General features: G+C 35.0%; 14 protein-coding genes and 1 pseudogene. 2 read left to right on the forward strand and 13 right to left on the reverse strand.

From position 1 onward, the window contains the following. The 4 genes and pseudogenes from ACHZDT_RS02250 to ACHZDT_RS02265 form a co-directional block, all read right to left on the reverse strand. Window positions 1-887: pseudogene (locus tag ACHZDT_RS02250) on the reverse strand (M13 family peptidase); the annotation flags it as partial. A 404-nt stretch (window positions 888-1,291) separates the two neighbouring features. Further along, window positions 1,292-1,984: an aspartate/glutamate racemase family protein gene (locus ACHZDT_RS02255; protein ID WP_394773038.1), complete on the reverse strand. Its 693-nt coding sequence runs from the start codon at window positions 1,982-1,984 to the stop codon at window positions 1,292-1,294. A gap of 84 nt (window positions 1,985-2,068) precedes the next feature. Further along, window positions 2,069-2,548 (reverse strand): MarR family winged helix-turn-helix transcriptional regulator, encoded by a 480-nt coding sequence (locus tag ACHZDT_RS02260; RefSeq protein ID WP_394773039.1) that lies wholly within the window; start codon window positions 2,546-2,548, stop codon window positions 2,069-2,071. Continuing rightward, window positions 2,535-3,044 carry a GNAT family N-acetyltransferase gene (locus tag ACHZDT_RS02265; protein WP_394773040.1) on the reverse strand — a complete coding sequence of 170 codons (510 nt, stop codon included), beginning with the start codon at window positions 3,042-3,044 and terminating at the stop codon, window positions 2,535-2,537. The genes ACHZDT_RS02260 and ACHZDT_RS02265 overlap by 14 nt, the downstream gene beginning before the upstream one ends. 666 nt (window positions 3,045-3,710) lie before the next feature. Between ACHZDT_RS02265 and ACHZDT_RS02270 the strand changes: the two genes are divergently transcribed. Beyond that, complete coding sequence (locus ACHZDT_RS02270; RefSeq protein WP_394773041.1) at window positions 3,711-6,410, forward strand: PAS domain S-box protein; 2,700 nt, start codon at window positions 3,711-3,713, stop codon at window positions 6,408-6,410. Continuing rightward, the gene (locus ACHZDT_RS02275) at window positions 6,407-6,811 is read left to right on the forward strand and encodes a response regulator (RefSeq protein ID WP_394773042.1); all 405 of its coding nucleotides are present in this window, start codon (window positions 6,407-6,409) and stop codon (window positions 6,809-6,811) included. Before ACHZDT_RS02270 ends, ACHZDT_RS02275 begins: the two co-directional genes overlap by 4 nt. 109 nt (window positions 6,812-6,920) lie before the next feature. Here the strand turns inward: ACHZDT_RS02275 and ACHZDT_RS02280 are convergent, their stop codons facing one another. From ACHZDT_RS02280 to ACHZDT_RS02320, 9 genes are all read right to left on the reverse strand, one after another. Then, window positions 6,921-8,162 (reverse strand): response regulator, encoded by a 1,242-nt coding sequence (locus ACHZDT_RS02280; RefSeq protein ID WP_394773043.1) that lies wholly within the window; start codon window positions 8,160-8,162, stop codon window positions 6,921-6,923. A gap of 11 nt (window positions 8,163-8,173) precedes the next feature. Then, entirely contained in the window at window positions 8,174-14,527 is a 6,354-nt protein-coding gene (locus ACHZDT_RS02285; protein WP_394773044.1) for a HAMP domain-containing protein, read from the reverse strand. Window positions 14,528-14,570: 43 nt separating this feature from the next. Beyond that, the gene (locus tag ACHZDT_RS02290) at window positions 14,571-15,002 is read right to left on the reverse strand and encodes a response regulator (RefSeq protein ID WP_394773045.1); all 432 of its coding nucleotides are present in this window, start codon (window positions 15,000-15,002) and stop codon (window positions 14,571-14,573) included. Window positions 15,003-15,007: 5 nt separating this feature from the next. Next, complete coding sequence (locus ACHZDT_RS02295) at window positions 15,008-16,450, reverse strand: ATP-binding protein (protein ID WP_394773046.1); 1,443 nt, start codon at window positions 16,448-16,450, stop codon at window positions 15,008-15,010. 118 nt (window positions 16,451-16,568) lie between these two features. Next, on the reverse strand, window positions 16,569-16,949 hold the full coding sequence (locus ACHZDT_RS02300; protein WP_394773047.1) for a response regulator: 381 nt from the start codon (window positions 16,947-16,949) through the stop codon (window positions 16,569-16,571). A gap of 594 nt (window positions 16,950-17,543) precedes the next feature. Then, window positions 17,544-18,524, reverse strand: coding sequence for a glycoside hydrolase family 43 protein (locus ACHZDT_RS02305; RefSeq protein ID WP_394773048.1), 981 nt, complete (start codon window positions 18,522-18,524; stop codon window positions 17,544-17,546). Between the two features lie 405 nt (window positions 18,525-18,929). Then, window positions 18,930-20,105, reverse strand: coding sequence for an aldose epimerase family protein (locus tag ACHZDT_RS02310; RefSeq protein WP_394773049.1), 1,176 nt, complete (start codon window positions 20,103-20,105; stop codon window positions 18,930-18,932). A gap of 78 nt (window positions 20,106-20,183) precedes the next feature. Next, window positions 20,184-21,254 (reverse strand): family 43 glycosylhydrolase, encoded by a 1,071-nt coding sequence (locus ACHZDT_RS02315; protein ID WP_394773050.1) that lies wholly within the window; start codon window positions 21,252-21,254, stop codon window positions 20,184-20,186. Window positions 21,255-21,798: 544 nt separating this feature from the next. After that, the gene (locus ACHZDT_RS02320; RefSeq protein WP_394773051.1) at window positions 21,799-23,613 is read right to left on the reverse strand and encodes a glycoside hydrolase family 2 protein; all 1,815 of its coding nucleotides are present in this window, start codon (window positions 23,611-23,613) and stop codon (window positions 21,799-21,801) included. Between the last annotated feature and the right edge of the window lie 236 nt (window positions 23,614-23,849).

Raw genomic sequence — 23,849 nt, forward strand, 5'->3', positions numbered from 1 at the left:
CTTATGGGAATGGTTTTTAAGAGCTTATTGAGGGCATCATAATAGGCAGGCTGGCCTACATCAACAGAATCGGTTTGAGCACCTAAAGTATTTAAAAAAGTAGTCCAGTTTATGTTGGGATGTCTTTTTACAAGATCTGTCACAGCCATTTTATTATAATTTGCCTGCACATCGCGAAGTTCAACTTTTGTTTTATGCGAAACGGCGAGTTGTTTGTCAATATCATAAACCAAATCAGCATTCTTTTTAGCCTCTTTGGCATTGCTTCCTGTTTGTTGAAATAATGTAGCAAGGTATTTTTTGTACGATTTCTGTATGGCAACAGTTGATGAATCTGATTTGAAATAATAGTCCCTGTCAGGCAAACCAATACCCGTTTGATAGATTTGGGCAATATTCATACTGCTGTTTTTTTGATCGGGTGACACTCCAAAACCTATAATGGAAGGATTGTTCACTTTTACTTCATTAACTACAAAGTTCATTAAGGACGCTAAATCGCTAATTGCTTCAATTTTTGCAAGTAAAGGTTTTATAGGCGTATAACCGCGTTTGTCAATGGTTATAGTGTCCATGCCTGATGCATAAAAGTCACCTACCTTTTGGGCTATACTTCCTTTTGGATTTTTGCTTTGCGAAATACTGTCCAAAATTCCCTGCAGGCGTATTCGTTGCGGGTAATTCATAAACATATAGGTACCAACTCCGGCTTGAGATGCAGGTATTGCTACAGAATCATACCATTTGCCATTTACATATTTAAAAAAATCGTTCCCAGGTCGCAATGTAGAATCTATTCCAGTGATAGCAATATCTTTTTTTTCTTGATGTTTTGAACAAGCTGTAAAAGCTAAGAATGCAATAAAGAGCATTAATGAATTTTTCATAACTAGATGATTTCTATTAAAATGAACTTAAAAACGTTTAAAAAGTAAATATATTAAAATGTATATGCCAGCATAGTTAATTTTAGCAGAACAATATACGAATTCAGTTTTTAATTCTAAAGCTTTTGTTAGCAGCACTAATATAAAAGTCAGAATATAGACATTTATTTATTGTTAATGTAGTAAACCAACATAACGTTTTGGGACTACCGTGGATTGAAAACTAAATTAATCTCGTTTTTCAGATTTCCAAATCATTCCAAATACGAACCCAACTTTCCATTAAACCATTTGCCCAAATCCGTTGTAGCAACTGTTAGCAGATGCTATTTTCATTTTAGTTGGAATCTAAAACGCATATCTGAATTTACATTTTCTCCTCTTATTCATGCAGGTTTTCAATTTTAAACATTTGCATATTGAATTGCTTTTAAAGCATGGATTTCAGTGGTATCGAAAATAACATCATTTGTATTGTTTTTATTGACAAGCAGCATAATTTCTGTACAGCCTAAAATTATTCCTTCTGCACCTCGTTGTTTTAAATCCTCCATGATTTCAAAGTAAATTTTTCTTGAATCGTCATTGATTATACCTTTAACTAATTCATTATAAATTATGTTATGAATATCATTTCTTTGCTTCTCATTAGGAATTATGGTTTGAATTCCATGTTTATTTATAAGTCTGTCACTAATGAATCCCTGCTCCATTGTAAACTTTGTACCCAAAAGTCCAACTTTTCTGATTTCAGTTTCTTTAATCACTTCAGCCGTTGCATCGGCAATATGTAAAAATGGGATATTAATACTGTTTTCTATGATTTCCGACAGTTTATGCATTGTATTTGTGCATAAAACTATGAAATCTGCACCACCTTTTTCTAATTTTTGTGCTGAATCAATCATTATTTCAGCCAGCTTATCCCAATTTTCTTCATGTTGTAATTTTGCAATTTCGCCAAAATCTACAGATATCATTAGGCTTTTACAGGAGTGAACGCCACCCAGAATCGCATTTGCTCTTTGATTTAATATTTTGTAATATATCGCAGAACTCTCCCAGGATAGTCCTCCAATTAATCCAATTGTTTTCATATTTAACTTTTTTAAAATGAATATTCAGGCTGTATTATAGTTCTTTTTATTTATTATTTAAACTGTACAGACTTTCATGTTACGTTATTTTTGTGCTTGCAGTCTTGTAACCCGCTGAATAAAACTTTCTTTTTCCAGTTCAGTTTCCACTTCCGCAATTGCTTTCATCAAATTGTTTTCAGTATTTATTGCCTCACTCATAGCTTTTATAAAGAGCTGCCAAATGGGTTGAAGTTTTTCTACCAGATCATTTCCTTTAGTTGAAAGTGTCAATATTCTTTTTCGTTCATCTGCCTTATCTTTTTTTGACTTTATCAACTTATTTTTCTCCAATTCTTTCAATAAAATAATCGTTGACGGGTGCGAGTATCCTATTTCGTTTGCCAGTTCAACAACATTCATCGATTTTCTTTTGTAAAGAGTGTATATGACCGGAAACCATTTAGGCTCAAAGTCAATTGCAAAACTCTTATAAATTGCCATCCCATCTTTTCTGATGTTATCGCTAAGTCGCTGTAATCTGGTAGCAATTGCCAAAATTCCAGCTTCATCAATTATATTCATGCTTCTTTATTTGTAAGTGATAATATACATTTTCTCCAGTCATATTTGGAAAATAATCTGGCAATTGCTCTTTTGTAAGTCGCTCAAACCCATTTTTTTCATAAAACCGATGTGCGGCTTTTAACATATCAACAGTACCTAAATAAAGGTCATCAATTTCATTTTTGATGCAATATTTTCTTAGCGTGGCAAAAAGTTGCTGGGAAATACAAAGTTCATTACCTCTAAATTCTTTCTTAACAAACATTTTTCTAATGGCTCCTGCTCTGTGACCTACATTGATTAAAGCAATTGTGCCTACTAAATTCTCATTTAAAAAAGCACCCCAAAATCCGCCGCCATTATTTATATAGTAACGCTCAACATCTAATAGATCCGGTTGGTCTTTGAGAGTAACGGGAACATTAAATTCAATTTGCTGGATTGGTAAAATAAGATCCAGAATGGCTTTTGAATGTAAATTGTTTAAATCCTTAATTGTTATCTTATTTTCCATAGCATATAAATTATGTTTAAATTTACGTAGTTTGTTACATATATAAATAAAAAAGTTGAATTATTTAATATTTTTTATTTTAAGTGCTATTTTTAAAATCTAAAACACATGTTAATTTTATAACATTTGGCTGTGAATATGTAAAAATGCTTTTCTGCATTAATCCATCTTTGAGAATGGAGAAATCAAATACTTACATTCGATTATATCCATAAAAACGGAATGTATATTTCATATCTTAAAACTGATCATTGGTAGACTGAAATTTCATTGAGTTCCGAAAGAGTTTGCTAGTAGACATAAAATGGAAGATTATGTTTATTATGGACGCCCGTCTTATACATCTGTATCTGACGGGTTTTTTCATTTATAAAATTCCCATTTTTATCTACTGTTTTATGTATGAAATGTATAAATATTATTGTAAATCGTATAAAAGAATTTACGAGAAAAAATTATATATTTGAAAGTAAGATGCTTTAAAATACTCGGTGAAAAAACTACTATTTTGGATGAAAATATTTCTTTAAAGTGTCACATTCTAAAATAAATATTAATCATACCCAATAGTTTTTAGGATATCTATTTGCCAAAAAAGTCAAATAAAGACATTCAGAACCTACTTCATTTTAAATTATTCCTACTAATACAGACCGTATAAAGTTTATGGAAACAAAAATATTAATAGTTGAGCAAGATCCTGCAGCAATTAATTCGATTCAGCAAGAGTTGAAAATCGGTAATATTAATTGTATTGTTGAAATTGCGCACTCGGAAGAGGACTATAAAGTGTCGCTTCATCATTTTAAACCTGACATTATTCTTTCAAATTATACTTTTCCTTCCTTTGACGGGATGGCACTTTTTAATTTGTGCCAAAAAGTGATGCCTCAAACACCTTTTGTTTTTATTGTTAAAAGCATTGATGTAGAACAAGCCATAAAGCTCATAAAAATGGGCGTAAGCGATGTAGTATTAAAAGAAAATCTTAGTACTTTATCAACTAAAATTAAGGAAATACGAAAAGATCCTGCGAAAGCTGGCACAACTGAACCAAAATTCAGTAATGGCAAATTTGAAGATTCCCAATTAATTGAAACGGAAGAAAAACAAGAAAAAATTGATCCTATTAGTTTATTTCATGAACCATCGCATAATCTTGTCCAAATCTTGGATTTTTCAATGGACTTAATTTGTTCTTGTGATGAAAAAGGAAGGTTTGTATCTGTAAATAAGGCCTCAGAAAGAATATTAGGCTATCAGCCAGAGGAATTAATTGGCAAAAAATATATGGATTTCGTATTTCATGATAATGAATACACAACAATAAAGGCAGATTTCAATATTAAAAATGAGACGCAGTTAGTCAGGTCTGAGAAAAGGTTTATACATAAAAACGGAAGCATCGTTTATTTACTTTGGTCGGCTTTATGGGATGATGAGCATAAATTGATTTATAGTATAGGCAAAGATACTACGGAGAAAAAAAATATAGAAAAAGCGTTTGAAATGGAAAGACAACGGTTCTATAATTTATATTCTCAAGCACCTTCATGCATGGGAATTCTAAAAGGTCCCAACCATGTGTATGAACTGGCAAATGAACTTTATTTGCAATTAATTGATAGAAAGGATATTATCGGGAAAACAGTGAAGGAAGTATTACCCGAACTTGGAGCGCAAGGAATTTTTGAAATTTTAGATACTGTTTATAAAACGGGTGAAACTTTTTCGGCTAATGAAATGCTGCTAAAATTTGACCGTTACGGAAACGGAAAACTAGTAGATGCTTATTTAAATTTTATTTATCAGGCGAATAGAGATGCGGACAACAATATTGATGGTATTCTTTTTTTTGGCAATGACGTAACAGAACAGGTTTTATCCCGACAAAAAGTTGAAGAAAGTGAAAAAATGTATAGAGATTTAATTCACAAATTACCTGTTGCAACCTATTCCTGCGATGTTGAAGGACGAATAATAATATATAATAAGGCGGCAGTTGCTTTATGGGGAAGAGAACCGGAAATAGGAAAAGATTTATGGTACGATTCGTGGAATATACACAAAAATAACGCTTCGCCTCCTAATTTATGCTCGCTGGCCACGACACTAAAAAAAGGCGAGCCAATCATTAGCAAGGAAATAATTATTGAACGCCCCAATGGAGATAAACGCAATGTCCTGCCATATCCTGTTCCTTTTCTTGATGCCGAAGGGCAGATTACAGGAGCAGTTATTGTACTTGCTGATATTACCGAAATGAAACTGGCACAAAAAGAGCTTAAGAAAAGTGAAAAAAAATATAGGTATCTATTTGATAATAATCCAATGTCAATGTGGGTTATCGATTTAGTAACTTTTAAATTTCTCGACGTAAATAAAATGTCAATTCTGCAATATGGATACAGTCGCGAGGAATTCCTTTCTATGACTGCTTTGGACATACGTCCAGAGAATGATAAAAATAATTTCATACAATCAAGCAATACTTCAAAAATTAACAAAACAAATTACAATAGAGGAAAATGGAATCATCTAAAAAAAGATGGAACTATTGTTCCGGTAGAAATTATTGCGCATGATATTATGTATGAAGGATTTCCGGCGAGATTAATTCTTTCAAACGACATCACTGATCGTACAAAAGCGGAAGCAAATCTGGAAAAAAGAAATAGCCAGCTTATCAAAACTAATTCAGAACTCGACCGATTTGTATATAGTGTATCACACGATTTACGGTCGCCCCTAACCTCCATTCTTGGTCTGCTTTCTTTTATTGAAACCGAAAGTCAGGATAAGGATACTCTTAAACATGCTGAAATGATCCGTAGCAGCGTCAATCGTTTAGATGATTTTATTAAAAATATTCTAAGCTACTCGCGAAACAAACGTACCGGACTTGAAGTGGAAAAAATTTCGATTAACGAAACAGTATTTGATATAATAGATTCGCTTCAAAGCATGAGCGAGGCAAAGGGAATTCGATATGAAATTGAAATCAAAGAACAGCAGCCGTTTTATACAGATAGTCTCCGCTTTAATACCATTGTGGAAAATCTAATTTCAAATGCAATAAAGTACCATAACAAAGATGAATCTGGCAGATATATAAAAATAATTGGATATTCAGATCACGAAAAACTCCATTTTACAATAGCCGACAACGGTATTGGAATAGATCCTTCATATCATAAAAAAATATATGAGATGTTCTTTCGGCTTTCAGGAAAAAAAGACGGGTCCGGCATTGGTTTATACATTGTAAAGGATGCTATAGAAATATTGCAAGGTTCTATAGAAATTGAGTCAGGAAAAGGGACCGGAACAACATTTATTATCACACTTAAAAATTTAAAGCCATGATAACAGAGCAAACACCTAAATTTGATAAGGTAATGATCATTGATGATAACATTATAGATATTTATATTACATCACGTATGATCACTAAAAATAATTTTGGTAAAAGTGTGTTACAATATACCGCGGCACAAGAAGCTTTGAAATATCTCGAGGATAATCAGCATGATATTTCTGAATTACCTCAGATAATATTTGTTGACATTTATATGCCTTTAATGTCGGGATTTGAATTTCTGGAGGAATTTGACAAGTTATCAGATTCTTTAAAAAATTATTGTAAAGTTTATATTATTTCCTCAACAATTGACAGCGAAGACATTGCGAGATCAAACAATAATACAAATGTTGTTTCCTTTCATGTAAAACCAATCTCCAAAGAATTTCTTGAACGGATTATTTAAAAATAATACATTGAAATTCTAAGAGCTACCGATTTGTAAAATTATTCATACAGTAAATTTCTTAAATCACTGCGTCTCACTTGAACTGACTTCACTTAAAAATAAACTATTAATTATGAACCGGAATATAGATATCGAATTTTACGCCCTGCATAGGGATACTTGATGCTGTAATAAACCCATTGTGATTTTCAACGATTCTCTTTACAATTGCAAGCCCAATTCCTGTACCTTCATAAAGATCACGTCCGTGGAGTCTTTGAAAAACCCCAAATATTTTCTCACTATGCTGAGGGTCAAATCCTATTCCGTTATCTTCAAAGGTTAAATAGCAGTATTTTTGCAAAGGAGCCAATTTTTCATTTCGTAATGTTGCTCCGTCATCAATTAGACTTTTAATTTTTATTTCCAAAGGCGTGTCTTTTTTTGAAAATTTAATAGAATTGGTAAGTAAATTTTCCATTAACTGAACAAATTGAAAAGGGATAATATTTAATGCGCCATGAATTTCTGTATCTATAGTGACATTTTTTTGCTGAATATTTTCGATTAAAGCTTCCTTAACGTTGGCAATAATTACATTTAGATCTGTATTTTCAAACTTACGGTCTGCAATATTAGTTCGTGAAAATGTAAGCAAACTGTTAATAAGTTCTCTCATGCGCGTTGTAGAATATAAAATCCTGTCAAATTTTAATTTCCCATCTTCTGATAAATTTGGATATTCATTAGACAATATAACATTTGCAAAAGTTTGTATTTTTCGTAAAGGTTCCTGTAAATCATGACTTGAAATATAGGTAAAAGCATCCAGTTCCATGTTCTTTCTTTTAAGCTCCTGTGCATGCTTTTCTATTGCAGCATATTGAGTTTCAAGTTTGCTATTTGCCTTTAAAATTATATAATTTAATCGCGCTGTTTCTTCTTCCCTGATACGTAATTCCTGGTTCTTTTTAAACAAATCAGTAAAAACCATCACTTTTGCCTGTAATATCGCAGGTGACAAAGGCTTAATCATATAGTCAACAGCGCCAGACTGATATCCCTTAAAAATATACTCAGTGGTATTCATGTTTGCCGTAAGAAATATAATTGGGACGTGTTTTAGCTTTTCGCTTTGGCGAATAAGTTCAGCGGTTTCAAAACCATCCATTAAAGGCATTTGGACATCCATTAATATGATTGCAAAATCCTGATTTTTCAGGAGGATTCGCAAGGCATCTTTTCCGGAAGATGCCTCCACAAATTCATACCCTCTTTCCGCCAGGATCACCTGTAAAGAAAGCAGATTTTCTTTCTTATCGTCCACAATCAGTATTTTGATTGGAGTATCTGCATTTATACTTTTCATGGAATATTTAATTATTTAAGCCAAACACGCATTAGCGTGGATAACTGTTCAACATTTACAGGCTTTGTCATATAATCTGAAGCTCCGGATTCAATACATCTTTGTCTGTCTCCTTTCATGGCTTTTGCCGTTACGGCAATAATAGTAAGATCCTTGTGCTCAGGATCTTTCCTGATATGTTTCATCGTTTCATAACCATCCATTTCAGGCATCATGATATCCATTAAAACAATATCTATTGCTTTATCTTCGTGCAGTATATCAATCGCTTCCTGACCGCTTTCGGCACTGACAACGTCAAGTCCGTAACGTTCTAAAGCAGTAGTTAAGGCAAATAAATTTCGAACATCATCATCTACTAAAAGTACCTTTTTACCTTGTAATACATCTTCTTTTAAATAGAAAGATTCAATACGTTCTCGCATTATTTCCGGAAGTTCTTTATGAACACGGTGCATAAATAAAGCCGTTTGATCTACCAGTTCTTCTATTGAATCAATACTTTTTACAATAATGCTATGAGCAAACCTGTTTAATCTGGCTTTTTGCTGTTTATTGAGATCTCCCGCCGAATGCACAATAATAGCGGTTTCCTGTCCTGCAATATTGTTTTCCAGATCACTTATAAGATCCATTCCGTCAGCATCCGGTAAAACCAAATCTAAAATAATACAATCAAATGATTTTTCCTTTAATAAAGCTACTGCTTCTTTGGCTGTTTTTGCTGCCGAAACAACAATGTCATCACCGGTAACAGCTTCTAATATTCTTTTTAAATCTGATTCATTGTCATCTACTACCAGTAAATTTTTGATTTTCTTGTTTTTAAAATCATGGATATCATTAAAAAGATAAGTCAATGAATCATTTTTCACCGGTTTTAGTAAAAAGTTTCTTGCGCCGCGTTTTAATCCTTTATTTCGTTCATCTTCACCGGAAATAATATAAACCGGAATATGTCTTAAATTGAAATCTGTTTTCAGTCTGTCCAGAATTTTCCAGCCGCTGGTATCCGGCATATTAAGATCCATCGTTATCGCGTGCGGATGAAACTGATTAATAAAATCAATTACATCGTTTCCTTTTGTAGTAACGATTGCTTTAATACCATTATTATGTGCCTGGTCTAACATTATTTTGGCAAAAGTCAAATTGTCTTCTGCAATCAGTAAAACCTTATCATTTGGTTTAATATCGGTTCTGTCATCGCCAACTTCATCCACAAAAAACAAATCAATATCAGATCTGTTGAATCTTTCAGACGGTAATGACTTAATGCGCCCTTTTACATCTGCTTCTTCAGTTACATCAATATTTTCGATTTCTGCAATGTGAACATATTTAAGAGGTAAAAATAAAGTGAATTTACTTCCCACATTGTTTTCACTTTCCAGTTCGATGCTTCCGCCTAATAAATCAGAAAGTCCACGGCTAATAGACAAACCTAAACCAGTTCCGCCATATTTACGCGATGTTGAACCTTCTGCCTGTTGAAAAGCTTCAAATATGATGTTTTGCTTTTCTTTGGAAATACCAATTCCGGTATCAGAGATTTCAAAAGCTACAACAGCTTCTGCATTTTCAAGACTCAGGTTGTTAGTTTTCCAATTGTTAGTGGCTTTGTATATTTTAAGTTTTACTTCTCCTTTTTCCGTAAACTTAAAGGAGTTTGAAAGAAGGTTTTTCAAAATTTGATTCAATCGTTGTGAATCGGTTTCCATCAGTTCAGGAAGATTATTATCCATCGTTATGGTGAAACGAAGATGTTTTGCCTCTGAAATCGGATTAAAAGTAGATGCCACAAATCGGCTGATTTCCTCAAAAGTAATCGGATTATAATCCACAGAAATATATCCGGATTCGATTTTTGATAAATCCAGAATGTCGTTAATTAGCTGAATAAGGTCATCTCCGCAAGAGTTGATCGTTTTGGCAAACTGAATTTGTTTTTCGGATAAATTCCCGTCACGATTCGCAATTAATTCATTCGCCAAAATCTGCAGACTATTAAGCGGCGTTCTTAACTCATGCGACATATTCGCCAAAAACTCCGATTTATATTTAGAGGTTAAAGTCAGCTGATCGGCTTTTTCTTCCAATGCTTTTCTGGCGACTTCAACTTCTTGGTTTTTAAGCTCTACTTCTTCTTTCTGATTCGCTAATAAAAAGGCTTTTTCTTCCAGTTCTTCATTCGTATTTTTCAATACTTCCTGCTGACTTTTAAGCTCACCTGCCAATGATTGTGATTGTACCAATAATTCTTCGGTTCTTGAATTCGATTCGATTGTGTTTAGCACAATACCAATACTTTCTGTTAGTCCTTCAAGGAAATCCAAGTGCGTTTCGCTAAAAGTATCCAGCGATGCGAGTTCGATAACCGCTTTTAATTGTCCTTCAAACAATACCGGCAAAATGATAACGTCTTTTGGTTTTGCATCTCCAAGTCCTGAATTAATTCTGATATAATCTTTAGGAACATTACTCAATATAATTCTTTCTTTTTCGACCGCAACCTGACCAATCAATCCTTCTCCCATCGCATATTGCGTAGGTGAATCTTTTCTTTTGATATAAGCGTATGATGCAATCAGATTCAGTTTTGAATCATCAAAATTTTCATCTTCCTGCAAAATATAAAATAATCCGTGTTGTGCGGTTACAACCGTCGCCAACTCCGAAAGGATTTTTTTGGTAACCGAATTCAATTCTTTTTGTCCCTGAAGCATTTGGGTAAATTTAGCTAAATTCGATTTCAGCCAGTCTTGTTCCTGATTCCTTAAAGTTGTTGCTTTAAGGTTCGAAATCATTTGGTTAATAGTATCTTTAAGCGCTTCTACTTCACCTTTTGCTTCAACACCAATTGTTCGTGTTAAATCTCCCTGCGTTACCGCCGATGCTACCTCAGAAATCGCACGTACCTGTGTTGTTAAATTCGCCGCCAGCTGATTTACGTTTTCTGTTAAGTTTTTCCAGGTTCCTGATGCTCCCGGTACATTTGCCTGACCTCCCAATTTACCTTCTGCCCCAACCTCACGCGCCACAGTTGTTACCTGATCTGAGAAAGTTGCCAGCGTATCAATCATTTCGTTGATCGTATCTGTCAATTGTGCCACTTCTCCTTTGGCATCAATTGATAATTTTTGTTTCAGGTTTCCTTTTGCTACAGATGTTACAACTTTCGCAATTCCACGTACCTGAGACGTTAAATTCGAAGCCATTAAATTCACCGAATCTGTTAAATCTTTCCAAGTTCCCGCAACTCCTTTTACTTCAGATTGTCCTCCCAATTTTCCTTCCGTACCAACTTCACGCGCCACACGGGTTACTTCTGATGAAAACGAGTTCAGTTGTTCCACCATCGTATTAAAGGTATTTTTCAAGTCTAAAATCTCTCCTTTTACGTCTACGGTAATTTGTTTAGAAAGGTCACCATTTGCCACCGCTTTAGTAACATCGGCAATATTACGTACCTGACCCGTTAAGTTTGATGCCATTTGGTTTACAGAATCCGTTAAATCTTTCCACGTTCCGGCAACTCCGGGAACAAATGCTTGTCCGCCCAGTTTACCTTCAGTTCCTACTTCTCGTGACACCCTTGTTACTTCCGAAGCAAAACTTCGAAGCTGATCCACCATCGTATTTACAGTTTCTTTTAACTGCAATATTTCTCCACGAACGTCGGCAGTAATTTTTTTCGACATATCTCCGTTCGCCACGGCAATTGTTACCTCGGCAATATTACGTACCTGAGTCGTTAAGTTACCCGCCATCTGATTCACAGAATCTGTTAAATCTTTCCACGTTCCTGCAACTCCGGGAACATTCGCCTGACCTCCCAGTTTTCCCTCTGTACCTACTTCACGCGCCACACGAGTTACCTCTGATGCAAATTCACGAAGCTGATCCACCATCGTATTCAAAGTTTCTTTTAACTGAAGAATTTCTCCGCGAACGTCAACCGTAATTTTTCGGGACATATCGCCATTTGCTACGGCAATCGCCACATCGGCAATATTACGTACCTGAGCGGTTAAGTTCCCCGCCATTTGGTTCACCGAATCGGTTAAATCTTTCCACGTTCCCGCAACTCCAGGCACATTCGCCTGACCTCCAAGTTTTCCTTCGGTTCCTACTTCTCTCGATACCCTGGTTACTTCAGATGCAAATCCTCGCAGCTGATCCACCATCGTATTAATCGTATTTTTTAACTCTAAGATTTCTCCTTTTACGTCAACGGTAATCTGGAGCGATAAATCGCCTTTTGCTACCGCCGTTGTAACTTCGGCAATATTACGAACCTGCCCCGTTAAATTCGATGCCATTTGGTTTACCGAGTCAGTTAAATCTTTCCAGGTTCCTCCAACTCCTTCAACTTGCGCCTGACCTCCCAATTTTCCTTCGGTACCAACCTCACGCGCCACACGAGTTACCTCGGATGCAAATGAATTCAGCTGACCCACCATCGTATTAATGGTATTTTTCAATTCCAGAATTTCCCCTTTTGTATCAACGGTAATCTGGCGCGATAAATCGCCTTTTGCTACGGCTGTTGTTACTTCGGCAATATTACGAACCTGACCGGTTAAATTTGATGCCATTTGGTTTACCGAATCGGTTAAATCTTTCCAGGTTCCTCCTACTCCTTTTACTTTTGCCTGACCTCCCAGTTTTCCTTCTGTACCAACTTCAAGTGCCACACGCGTAACTTCTGATGAAAAGGAATTTAGCTGATCCACCATCGTATTAATGGTTTTCTTTAATTCAAGAATTTCTCCTTCGGCAACAGCGGTAATCTTTTTAGATAAATCGCCGTTTGCCACGGCGGTTGTAACTTCGGCAATATTACGTACCTGACCCGTTAAGTTTGATGCCATTTGGTTCACCGAATCCGTTAAATCTTTCCAGGTTCCCCCAACTCCTTTTACTTTTGCCTGACCTCCCAGTTTTCCTTCTGAACCTACTTCACGCGCCACACGAGTTACCTCGGCACCAAAAGAGTTCAGCTGATCCACCATCGTGTTGATCGTATTTTTAAGTTCAAGGATTTCTCCTGCAACGTTTACTGTAATTTTTTTAGACAAATCTCCTTTTGCCACCGCCGTTGTTACCTCGGCAATATTACGCACCTGACCTGTTAAGTTTGATGCCATTTGGTTTACCGAGTCAGTTAAATCTTTCCAAACTCCACCAACGCCTCGTACTTTTGCCTGACCTCCAAGTTTTCCTTCAGAACCTACTTCTACAGCCACACGCGTAACTTCTGATGAAAAAGAATTCAGCTGATCCACCATCGTATTAATGGTATTTTTAAGTTCTAATATTTCTCCTTTTACGTCAACGGTAATTTTTTTCGAAAGATCTCCTTTTGCTACCGCCGTTGTTACATCGGCAATATTTCTTACTTGTCCGGTTAAGTTCGATGCCATCTGGTTCACCGAGTCTGTTAGATCTTTCCAGGTTCCTCCAACTCCTTTTACCTGCGCCTGACCTCCCAGTTTTCCTTCAGTACCAACCTCACGCGCCACACGCGTAACTTCAGATGAAAACGAATTCAGCTGATCCACCATTGTATTAATGGTATTTTTAAGTTCGAGGATTTCTCCTTTTACGTCAACGGTAATTTTTTTAGATAAATCTCCTTTTGCAACCGCTGTTGTTACATCGGCAATATTACGTACCTGACCTGTTAAGTTCGAAGCCATTTTATTTACCGAGTCGGTTAAATCTTTCCAAACTCCACCAACGCCTCGCACTTTTGCCTGACCTCCCAGTTTTCCTTCTGTTCCTACCTCACGCGCCACACGGGTAACTTCCATCGAAAACAAATTCAGCTGTTTTACCATTCCGTTTACCTCTTTTGCAATCCTGAGGAATTCTCCCTGAAGCGGATTTCCTTCAATAGAAAGTGGCATTTCCTGAGATAAATTCCCTTTTGCTACGGATGTAATTACGTGTGCAATTTCAATTGTAGGATGCACAAGATCAGAAATTAAGGTGTTTACCGAATCTACGCAGGAACTCCAGGAACCTCTTGCACCATCAAGGGCTACCCTGTTGGTCAGTTTTCCTTGTTTACCAATGCTTTTCCCTACTTTCTGAAATTCAAAAACCATTCTTTCGTTCAGGTCAATAATTTCGTTTAACGTATCGCAGATCGATCTTTTAACGCCACTTTGATCTGTTGGAAAACGCTGGGTAAAATTCCCGTTTTTTACCTTAAGTAAAATCTTTAAAAACTCAGCATCTGTCAAAATAGATTCGTCTGAATGTTCTCTTTTATGCTTTGATATTTTTTCACCTGAAACAATTGGAAGTTCAAGAATCACTTCTGTATTTTCATTTTTATTTGCTGCTGTTTTTTTCATATTATCAATTCTTATAGAATGATTAAAATTCTGATCTGCTCTTTTAAATGTTTTCGCCAAGTAATATTTTCCTGAGATGAAAGTGCACAAAAGCATCCATTGAATCTGATCTTTTTGTATTTTCAGTATAGTTTAAGGGCTTAATAATATAACCTGATATTCCTAATTTTTCTGCTTCCAGCCTGTCCTCTGCTTCAGAAGAAGTGGTCATGATAAAAACTTTTAAATCTTTGAAAATTTCATCTTCCCTTATAACTTTCAAAAATTCTATTCCATTCATTTTTGGCATATTAATATCCAGAAGAACTACATCCGGAACCAGTTTTAAAATTGGGTCTTTCAGCATTTTTAGTGCTTCAATACCGTTATATGCAGCGTGAAGCACATAGTCACTTTCTAATTTTTTTAAAGATCGCTCAACACTTATAATATCAAGTTCATCATCTTCGATTAATAAAATGGTTGGTCTTTTCATAAGTTTTAATTATTTCTCCAGGTGAAAATAAACTGGGCACCTTTTCCCAATGCTGATTTAACAGAAATACTTTCCTGTTGATCGTCGATAATTTTTTTTACAATAGCAAGCCCTACTCCGGTACTCTGCGGCTCATTTTGTTCCCGCAGTGTCTGAAATATTTCAAATATTTTCTGATGGTATTCAGAAGCAATTCCAATCCCGTTATCTTTAACAGAAAACTCATAAAAATCAGTAAATATCCTGCAGCTTATTTTAATTTTTCCGCCTTCCTGCGGGGTATATTTAACTGCATTACTGATTAAATTAGCAAAAACCTGTTCTAATTTAATTCTCTCCGTATATAAATAAGGTAAATCATCAATTTCTAAACTTATATTTCTGGTTACTATTGAATCTGTGATTTCACGAACGAGTGTATTAGTATTGATTTTTTCTGAAGGAGCTTTTATGTTTAATCTCGCATAATCGAGTAAACCATTAATCAGGGCTTCCATTCGTCTTGTTTTCTGCGGAATTATATTTAAATACCTTTTTAGTTCGGGAGATAATTCTTTATCATAATCTTCTTCGATCCAGCTTACCACATTATGAATTCCGCGTATAGGAGCTTTAAGATCATGTGAAACTACATAAGCGAACTTATTTAACTCCGCATTTCGGCTTTTGAGTTCATGAATATTTTTAGCCAGTTTTGCTGACATGGTATTTAATGAAGTTGTTAACGGACTCAATTCATCTTTTCGAATGTCTTGAACGATTGTAAAATTTCCTTTTGAGATATTTTCAGCAAGACGAATCATCGAATTTATTCGCTTGTTTGTTATATACATTATAAATACAATGCTGAGGATACCTACAGTAACGGTCATGGAAAGGAATAAAAGCGAAAAATTGCGCGCATAACTCAAGGAATTAAGCAGCATATCAGTATGGTGCTTTCTTCGGATATATTCTATTTTATTAAATCTGGAAAACCTGTCTGCAATATCATCGTTAATCTTTTTTCCAACATATTTTTTTAACGAATTATTGAAAAGATTCTGATAGTTTTCAGGCTCCAACTTTTGTGATTCAATTATCTCTTCAGAATAATCGAGCCAATTGTTATGAAGTACTACAATTGAATCCAGAATTGACCGCTGTATGTTATGAGTTCCAATTCTTTCCTGCTGCTCTTTTAACAAAACAGGAACCATCTTCATTCCTATAAAGTAAGAATGCAGAAAGGTTCTATCGTTCGTAAGCAAATAACCGCGGAACGCACTTTGCATTTCAATAATCGTTCTGTGGGTTTTATTAGAATTACGGATAATCTCTTCTGATCTGGCAAGAAATTGCGAGTTGCGCTGTACTTTTTTAGACAGCATATAATTAGTATAAGAGTCTGCAACAGACAATAAAATTATAAGCGAAAAAGCTAAAAGAATTTGAGTAGATAATTTCATTGTCAAAAATTAGAGCCAGAGTATTACATTTTTACTTCCAAATAAAAATAATAAAAAATATGCAGCAGATAATTTCAAATTCATTAAATTATAAAGTTTTCATTTTAGATAAAAATATTTATTCCTGAGTATATTTTCTAAGTATCGCTTTTAGTTCATTGAAATTATTAGGCTTTGAAATATAGTCGTGCGCTCCTAAATCTTTAGTAGCCCGTTCAATTTCTTCCAGCTGTGAAGTCGAAAAAATAACAACTGGGATATCTTTTAACTGCTTTTGCTTTTTTAATTCTACCAATAATTCAATACCGGACATGACTGGCATATTAAGATCAAGAAAAATTATATCCGGGTTAATATCCTTAGCATTTAATTTACTCAGAGCTTCTACAGGATCATTTATACCCATGTAAACTGCACTGGACACTGCCTGTAATGCCTCCATAAATAATTCACAGTCATCTGAGTCATCATCGATCTGCAAAATATTTGTATATATCATATTCTCTTAATTTTAAATAATAACAAATTAAACACGTTAAAAAGGTAAATTCTTTATCGCAATTACCTCAGTCATTAACCATAATTAAGAGTATTACTTACTCAAATGTAGTAATTAAATTAACATATGAAATAATTAAATTAACAAAATTACACTCCAAAATGAGCTAAAACATGATTTTTAATAAAATATAAACAGTAGTATGTTAAATCTCCTTTTATAACTTAGTGAAATCCCGTTCTAAACATTTATATTTTTTATCTATTTATAAAAGATCTGGTAAAATTTATAAATAAAAAATTGCCATTATGTTCCTGCATTTAATGATTCATTATTAATGCAAATTTTTGGATAAATTTAATTTAAGTCTGAGTTTGGAAATTATTTTTATAAAAAAAACAGATCAATATAATATTAATCTGCTTTTTTAATAAAGTGAATTTAAAATCCTGAAACAGTACTTTTAATATCAAATGCTTTAATGGTTTGAGCGGTGTCTTATGATTCTCTCAACAATAATTTTCCATTTTAAGCACAAGACGTCCCCATATAATGCTGATTAAATCCATTGGGTTTAAAGTCAAAAGATGAAAGTTATTCGCCGATGCGACAAAACCTAAAACTGTTATTGACTGCTTTTAATTCATCGCCAACAAATTCAAGATCAATTATAGCAGATTTTCTGGGAGAAACGGCACTCTCATTAAAATGCGTATGCAAAACATAATGCATTTTTTGATTTTGATCCCAAAAAACATCTCCGTGACCAATTCCGTTTTGACTGGTATTTTTTCGACTGATGATCGGACTATCTTTTGATTTTTCCCACGGACCTAATGGGCTTTTGCTAGTGGCGTAACCAACAGCATAATCAATATTTCTAAAATCATTTGCCGAATAAATAAGGTAATACAAACCGTCGTGCTTTAAAACCGTCGGCCCTTCTGTAACTGGCCAGTTTGTGTTTTCAGTATTTTCCCAAGGCAATGTTCCGGAAATACATTCGGTTAAAGTTTCCTGTTTAATGCTTTGAAGATCGTCGTTTATTTCGGCAACAAAAATTCGGTTTCCGTTCGTTAATCTAACGTGATATAAGTATTTTTTTCCATTATCGTCGATAAAAACAAACGGGTCAATCTGGTTTCCGGTTTTAATAATCGGTTCTTTGGTTTCACTTTTAAACGGCCCTAACGGACTATCACTAACTGCTGTTGCAATGTTTTCATTGGCCGTATAAATCATGTAAAATTTGTTTTTATACGAAAGAATCTGCGGCGCCCAAAAACCTTTATCGCCATAAGAATCACCTTTTTTCAAAGCCAGACCATTCTGTGCTCCAACCGGTCCTTTCCAGTCTTTTAAATCTGATGAAGTATATACCTGAAAACCTTCACCATTAGGGATATCTCCACTTGTAGTTCCGTATAAATAATATGTTCCGTTGTTGTAAAATATCGTAGGATCTGCCAGTAAAATGGTACTGGATTTCGCTTCTTTTGGCAGGTCTGCATTTTTTTCCTGAGAACAGCCAACGAAAATGCAGAGCGATGTTATTATGGTTAATATTTTTTTCATTTTTTGATTAGTTTTTTAGGTTTAGTTTGTTATCGAATCGTTTGCGATTCCTATTTCTATGGTAAAAATTATTCCCCTGGAATTTTTTTAAAGAAGTTCCGTAGGAACAAAATATATAGTAGGGATGGATTTTAATCCATCATTCGCAATCGGAACCCAATTTTCATTCCAAGGAATGAGAAATCTCCACAAGAAACTCCGTGTAGAGAATCGACAATCTTTGCAGAGTTACTTGCGGAGATCCTTCCTTCGTCAGGATGACATACAGGGTCGCCAATCTTTGTCGAGTTACTAGTGTGATTTCTCCCTTCGGTCGAAATGACAAACTTTGACGATTTACTTTATGTTCTGCTACTCATTTTTTTTCACTTTCTCATTCTCTCATTCTCTCATTATCTAATTCCCTCATTTCACAGAAAACTGATAATAAGAAACCGTCTGATATTTTTGCCCAGGCTTCAAAACAATTGGCGCAAATTTTGGCTGATTAGGAGCATCTGGAAAATGTTGTGTTTCCAGCGCAAAAGCCGTTCTAAAATCATCTTTTGAGCCCGATTTAAACGTGTTTTTTGATTGCATAAAATTTCCGCTGTAAAACTGTAATCCAGGTTCTTGCGTATAAATATTCATTGTAATTCCGGATTTATCGCCAGAAATTGTTGCCGCATTATTCAGCCCGTTTTTCTTTGTTCCGTTTAAAACATAATTGTGATCGTATCCTTTTCCAAATTTTAGCTGCTCGTCTTTTGTTTCAATTCGCTCTCCAATGGTATGTTTTGAAGTAAAATCAAAAGGCGTATTTTTTACTGGTTTTAATTCTCCACTCGGAATCAAACCTTCATCAACCGGAGTAAATTCATTGGCATAAATCTGCAATTCATGATTTAAAATGGTTCCGCTTCCTTCTCCATTCAAATTAAAAAAGGCATGATTGGTCAAATTGACAATAGTAGTTTTATCGGTTGTCGCTTCATATTCCATTTTTATCGAATTATCGTCTGTAATTGTATAGGTTACTTTTACCGTTAAATTCCCGGGAAAACCTTGTTCCCCGTCTGGCGAAACATAACTAAAAACCAAAGTATTTTTGTTTGTTTTGGCAACATCCCAAACTACGTCCTGAAAACCTTTTATACCGCCGTGTAAAGCATTTTCACCATTATTAAGCGGAACCTGATATTGTTTTCCTTCTAAAGTGAATTTTCCTTTTGCAATTCGGTTTCCAACTCTTCCAATTGTAGCGCCAAAATAAGGTTCTGTTGAATTTTTGAAGCCTTTTGCGCTATTCATTCCCACTACAACATCTGTTGGTTTTCCGTTTTTATCAGCAACCCAAAGTCCAATTAATCTTCCTCCGTAATTCGTAAAAGCCGCTTTTATTCCTTCGTTTTCTATCCAATATAAGTTGACTTTTTTACCGTCAATTATGGTATCAAAATTCTTCGCTTCTAAAACTGTTTTTGCAGAATCTGCTGTTATTTCAGCCGTTTCTTTTAATGGTGTATTTTCTTCTTTACCGTCTTTACAATTAAATTGAAAAAGTGCCAGCATTATAACCCCAGCAATCTGAATATTTTTCATTTTTATGTCATTGCGAGGAAGACCTGTTCGCAGTAGCGAAATCAATCTCATCCTCTGGTTAGTATTTATTATTCTTTTCTATTCTCTATTCTCTATTCTCTCTTTTCTTTTTTCTATTCTCTTTTTTGATGGCAGCGCTAATCTGGTTTCTTCGTTTACAGGTTCTCCTAAAACCGGAAATCCGTTTGCGTCCCAGTTGATTTTCTGCATTCTTGGAGATCTTTTATTTCCGCATCCTTCTCCGGGATTTGAATTTGCGTGATATAAAATCCAATCTTCTTTTCCGTCAGGAGATTTAAAGAACGAATTGTGTCCCGGTGCATAAACCTTATTCTTATCTGATTGTTTGAAAATTGGTTCAGGAGCTTTTTTCCATGCGGATGCGTCTAACAAATTATCATCGCCATTAAACGTTAATAAACCCAAAGCGTAAAAATCGGTCCAACAGCCACTAGCCGAAAACACGATGAAAACTTTCCCATTTCTGGACAAAAACTGAGGTCCTTCGTTTACATTTACCTGCGCCGGATTTATATCATCGTGCAAAGCTCCGTGGGTTTCCCAATCGTTTGTTGGTGCCGAAATCATTACACGATCTCCTTCAATCTCAAGCGGATTTTTCATTTTAGCGATGTAAATATTCTGCTGTCCGTTAGTGTCGCCTTCCCAACCTGCCCAGATCATGTACAATTGTTTTTTGTGTTCAAAAATATTTCCGTCAATCGCCCATTTGTCGGTTTTGGCAGCAATTTTTCCTTTAAATTCAAAACTTCCTCTAAACGGTTCTGATGATTTATTTTCCAGCACATACATTCTGTGTGTATTATTATCACCATTGTCTGCTGCGAAATAACAATACCATTTTCCGTTTATGATATGAAATTCTGGCGCCCAGATATCTGCCGAATAATCAGTTCCTTTTGGTGCCTGCCAAATAACTTTGCTTTCAGCATTTTTTAGATCCGATAAATCTTTTGTTTTCCAAAGTACCAATCTATTTTGTAATGTATTCGTGTAATAATAATATCCTTTGTAATACGTGCTGTAAGGGTCTGCGCCCGAAGGCAGAATAGGATTTGTGAATGTTTTTTGCTGTGCAAATGTTGTCGAAACAAATAGCAGCAAAAAGAGAATTGAAATTTTTTTCATATATTTTTTATTGTTGGGGTGATTTTTTAAATACATAGAGACATAGCTTTTCCTTGTCTGTAAAGGCGTTTCACTTGTTTTAATACACATTGAAATAGGACAATCTTGTCATCCTGATTTCTATGATAAAAACATTTTTATTTATAAAGATTTGTTTTTATTTCTCGCAGATTTTGCAGATTGAGCAGATTTTTATTTTGACAAAGACTGTCATTCCGAGGAACGAGGAATCTCCGCAAGAAACTAACCCAAAGCATATTTCCTAAATTGTCGAGCTACTTACGGAGATCCCTCGTTCCTCGGGATAACAAAAATGCGCAGACCAATCTTTCTCTGTAAAGGCGTTTCACTTGATATAAACACATAGAATACAAACAATTTTGTCATCTCGACGAAGGAGAGATCACACTAGAAACTCCGCGCAAATAATCTTCAATCTTTATCGAATCCCGTGTGTGATTTCTCCTTCGTCAGAAATGACAAACTGGAACCGTTATTTACTTTTCTAAAGTAAACCTTGACAAAGTTGCTTCAGACTAAAAAACTATTTATGATTCAAAACATCAATAACTTCTGTGTTGATTTTATTCACGGCTTTAAAATCCATTTTATCTACCTTTCTGTCGTAAGTCATGAAGCCGTTTACCTCGCCTTCAACATCTGTTGTTTGTGTATAAACTGCTGCTGAGAATCCGCTTTTTACATAATTTTTCAGGATTTGAGCATATTTAATGTATTCGGCTGTTACTTCACTTTCATTCTTAAATTTAACATAGCCCCAATTGTCATTTGCTCTCCATAAATGTCCTTCGAGCGGCAAACCAATTCCGCCGTATTCGCCTAAAACAGTCACTCTTCTGGCATCGTACAAATACATTTCGGGTCCCGGATAATTGTGCAAATCTAGAATATCACCCGTTTGAAAATGATTTCCACCGCTTGATGAATTCGTTAATCTACTTGGATCGTGTTGTTTTGTCCATTCGGTTATTTCTACGGTTTTAAATTGTCCCCAAGCTTCGTTAAACGGAACCCAAACTACAATACTTGGGTAAGAATACAAATGATCCATAATTTCCCGCCATTCTTTTCTATAGATTTCTTCAGATTTTGCGGTACGCTGTAATTCTGTTCCTTCAAAGTATTTTTTATTTTGCCACAGCGGTTGTTCGTCTCCGCTTGGCATATCCTGCCAGACTAAAATTCCCAATTCATCGCAATGTGTATACCAGCGTTCCGGCTCAACTTTTACGTGTTTACGAATCATATTAAAACCTAATTCCTTTGTTTTAATAATATCATATTTCAAAGCTTCGTCGGTTGGTGCTGTATATAAACCGTCTGGCCACCAGCCTTGATCTAAAGGACCAAACTGAAAATAATCTTTGTTATTCAACTGCATTCTCATGATTCCGTTTTCATCCCTTTTTGATGAAATTTTTCGCATCGCAAAATAACTTTTTACTTCATCAACCACTTTATTGTTGCTGATTAAACGAATTTTTGTCTGATATAAAAACGGGCTTTCCGGCGACCATAATTTCGGATTATTCAAAACGACATCATTACTTTCGCCAACAACCGCTTTTTCTTTTGCAATTTCTTTTTCTGCATCAAAAACTGATATTTCGACTACATCTCCATTTGTTGCGCCTATAACATCTGCTTTAATGCTTATCGTATTTTGATCAATATTGGGCGTTGTTTTTAATGCCGTAATGTTTTTTGCATTTACGGGTTCTATCCAAACGGTTTGCCAGATTCCGGTTACGGGCGTATACCAGATTCCTTCGGGATTTTTAACTTGTTTGCCTCTTGGCTGAGGTCCTTCGTTTGATGGGTCCCAAACTTTTACGACTAGTTTTTGAGTTTTTCCTTTTTGGACAAAAGGCGTAATATCAAATGAAAATGGTGTATAACCGCCAGTATGCGAACCAACTTTTATATCATTTATAAAAACTTCTGTTTTCCAGTCTACAGCACCAAAATGCAGGAGAATATTTTTATTATTCCAGTTGGATTCAATCGAAAAATGAGTTTCGTACCAAAGTTCATTTTTTGCCCCAACTTCTTTCATCACGCCGGACAAACTAGATTCGACCGCAAACGGAACCAAAATTTGCCCATCATATTTTGACGGCGCTGTTTTTCCAAATTCCTGAATGGCATAATTCCATAAACCATTCAAATTTTTCCATTGGCTGCGCTCCATAATCGGACGGGGATATTCTGGTAATGTTTTAGCAGGATCAACCTGTGTCGCCCAGTTTGTTTTGATTTTATCTCCCTGAGGTTTCCATTGTGCATGAACCAGACAGCTTAAAAAAAGCGCCAGTAAAACAGTTATTTTTTTATTCATTATATCTTGTTTTGCGCAATATTTCTATAGATTATTGCCATTTCATTTTCTTCTTTACTAAATAAATTACCAGACTATTTCCACATAGTCTGGTAATTTCAATCACTAACTTAACTAACCATATTTTTTTAATTATGAATTGTTAATTGTGAGTTATAAATTCACTATAGAATCTGTAAACTTTAACTAATCACTTATAGTTAATCATTAACAATTAATAATTGATAATCAACCAT

This window comes from Flavobacterium sp. (genome assembly GCF_043722275.1).
In the GTDB taxonomy this organism is placed as follows: domain Bacteria; phylum Bacteroidota; class Bacteroidia; order Flavobacteriales; family Flavobacteriaceae; genus Flavobacterium.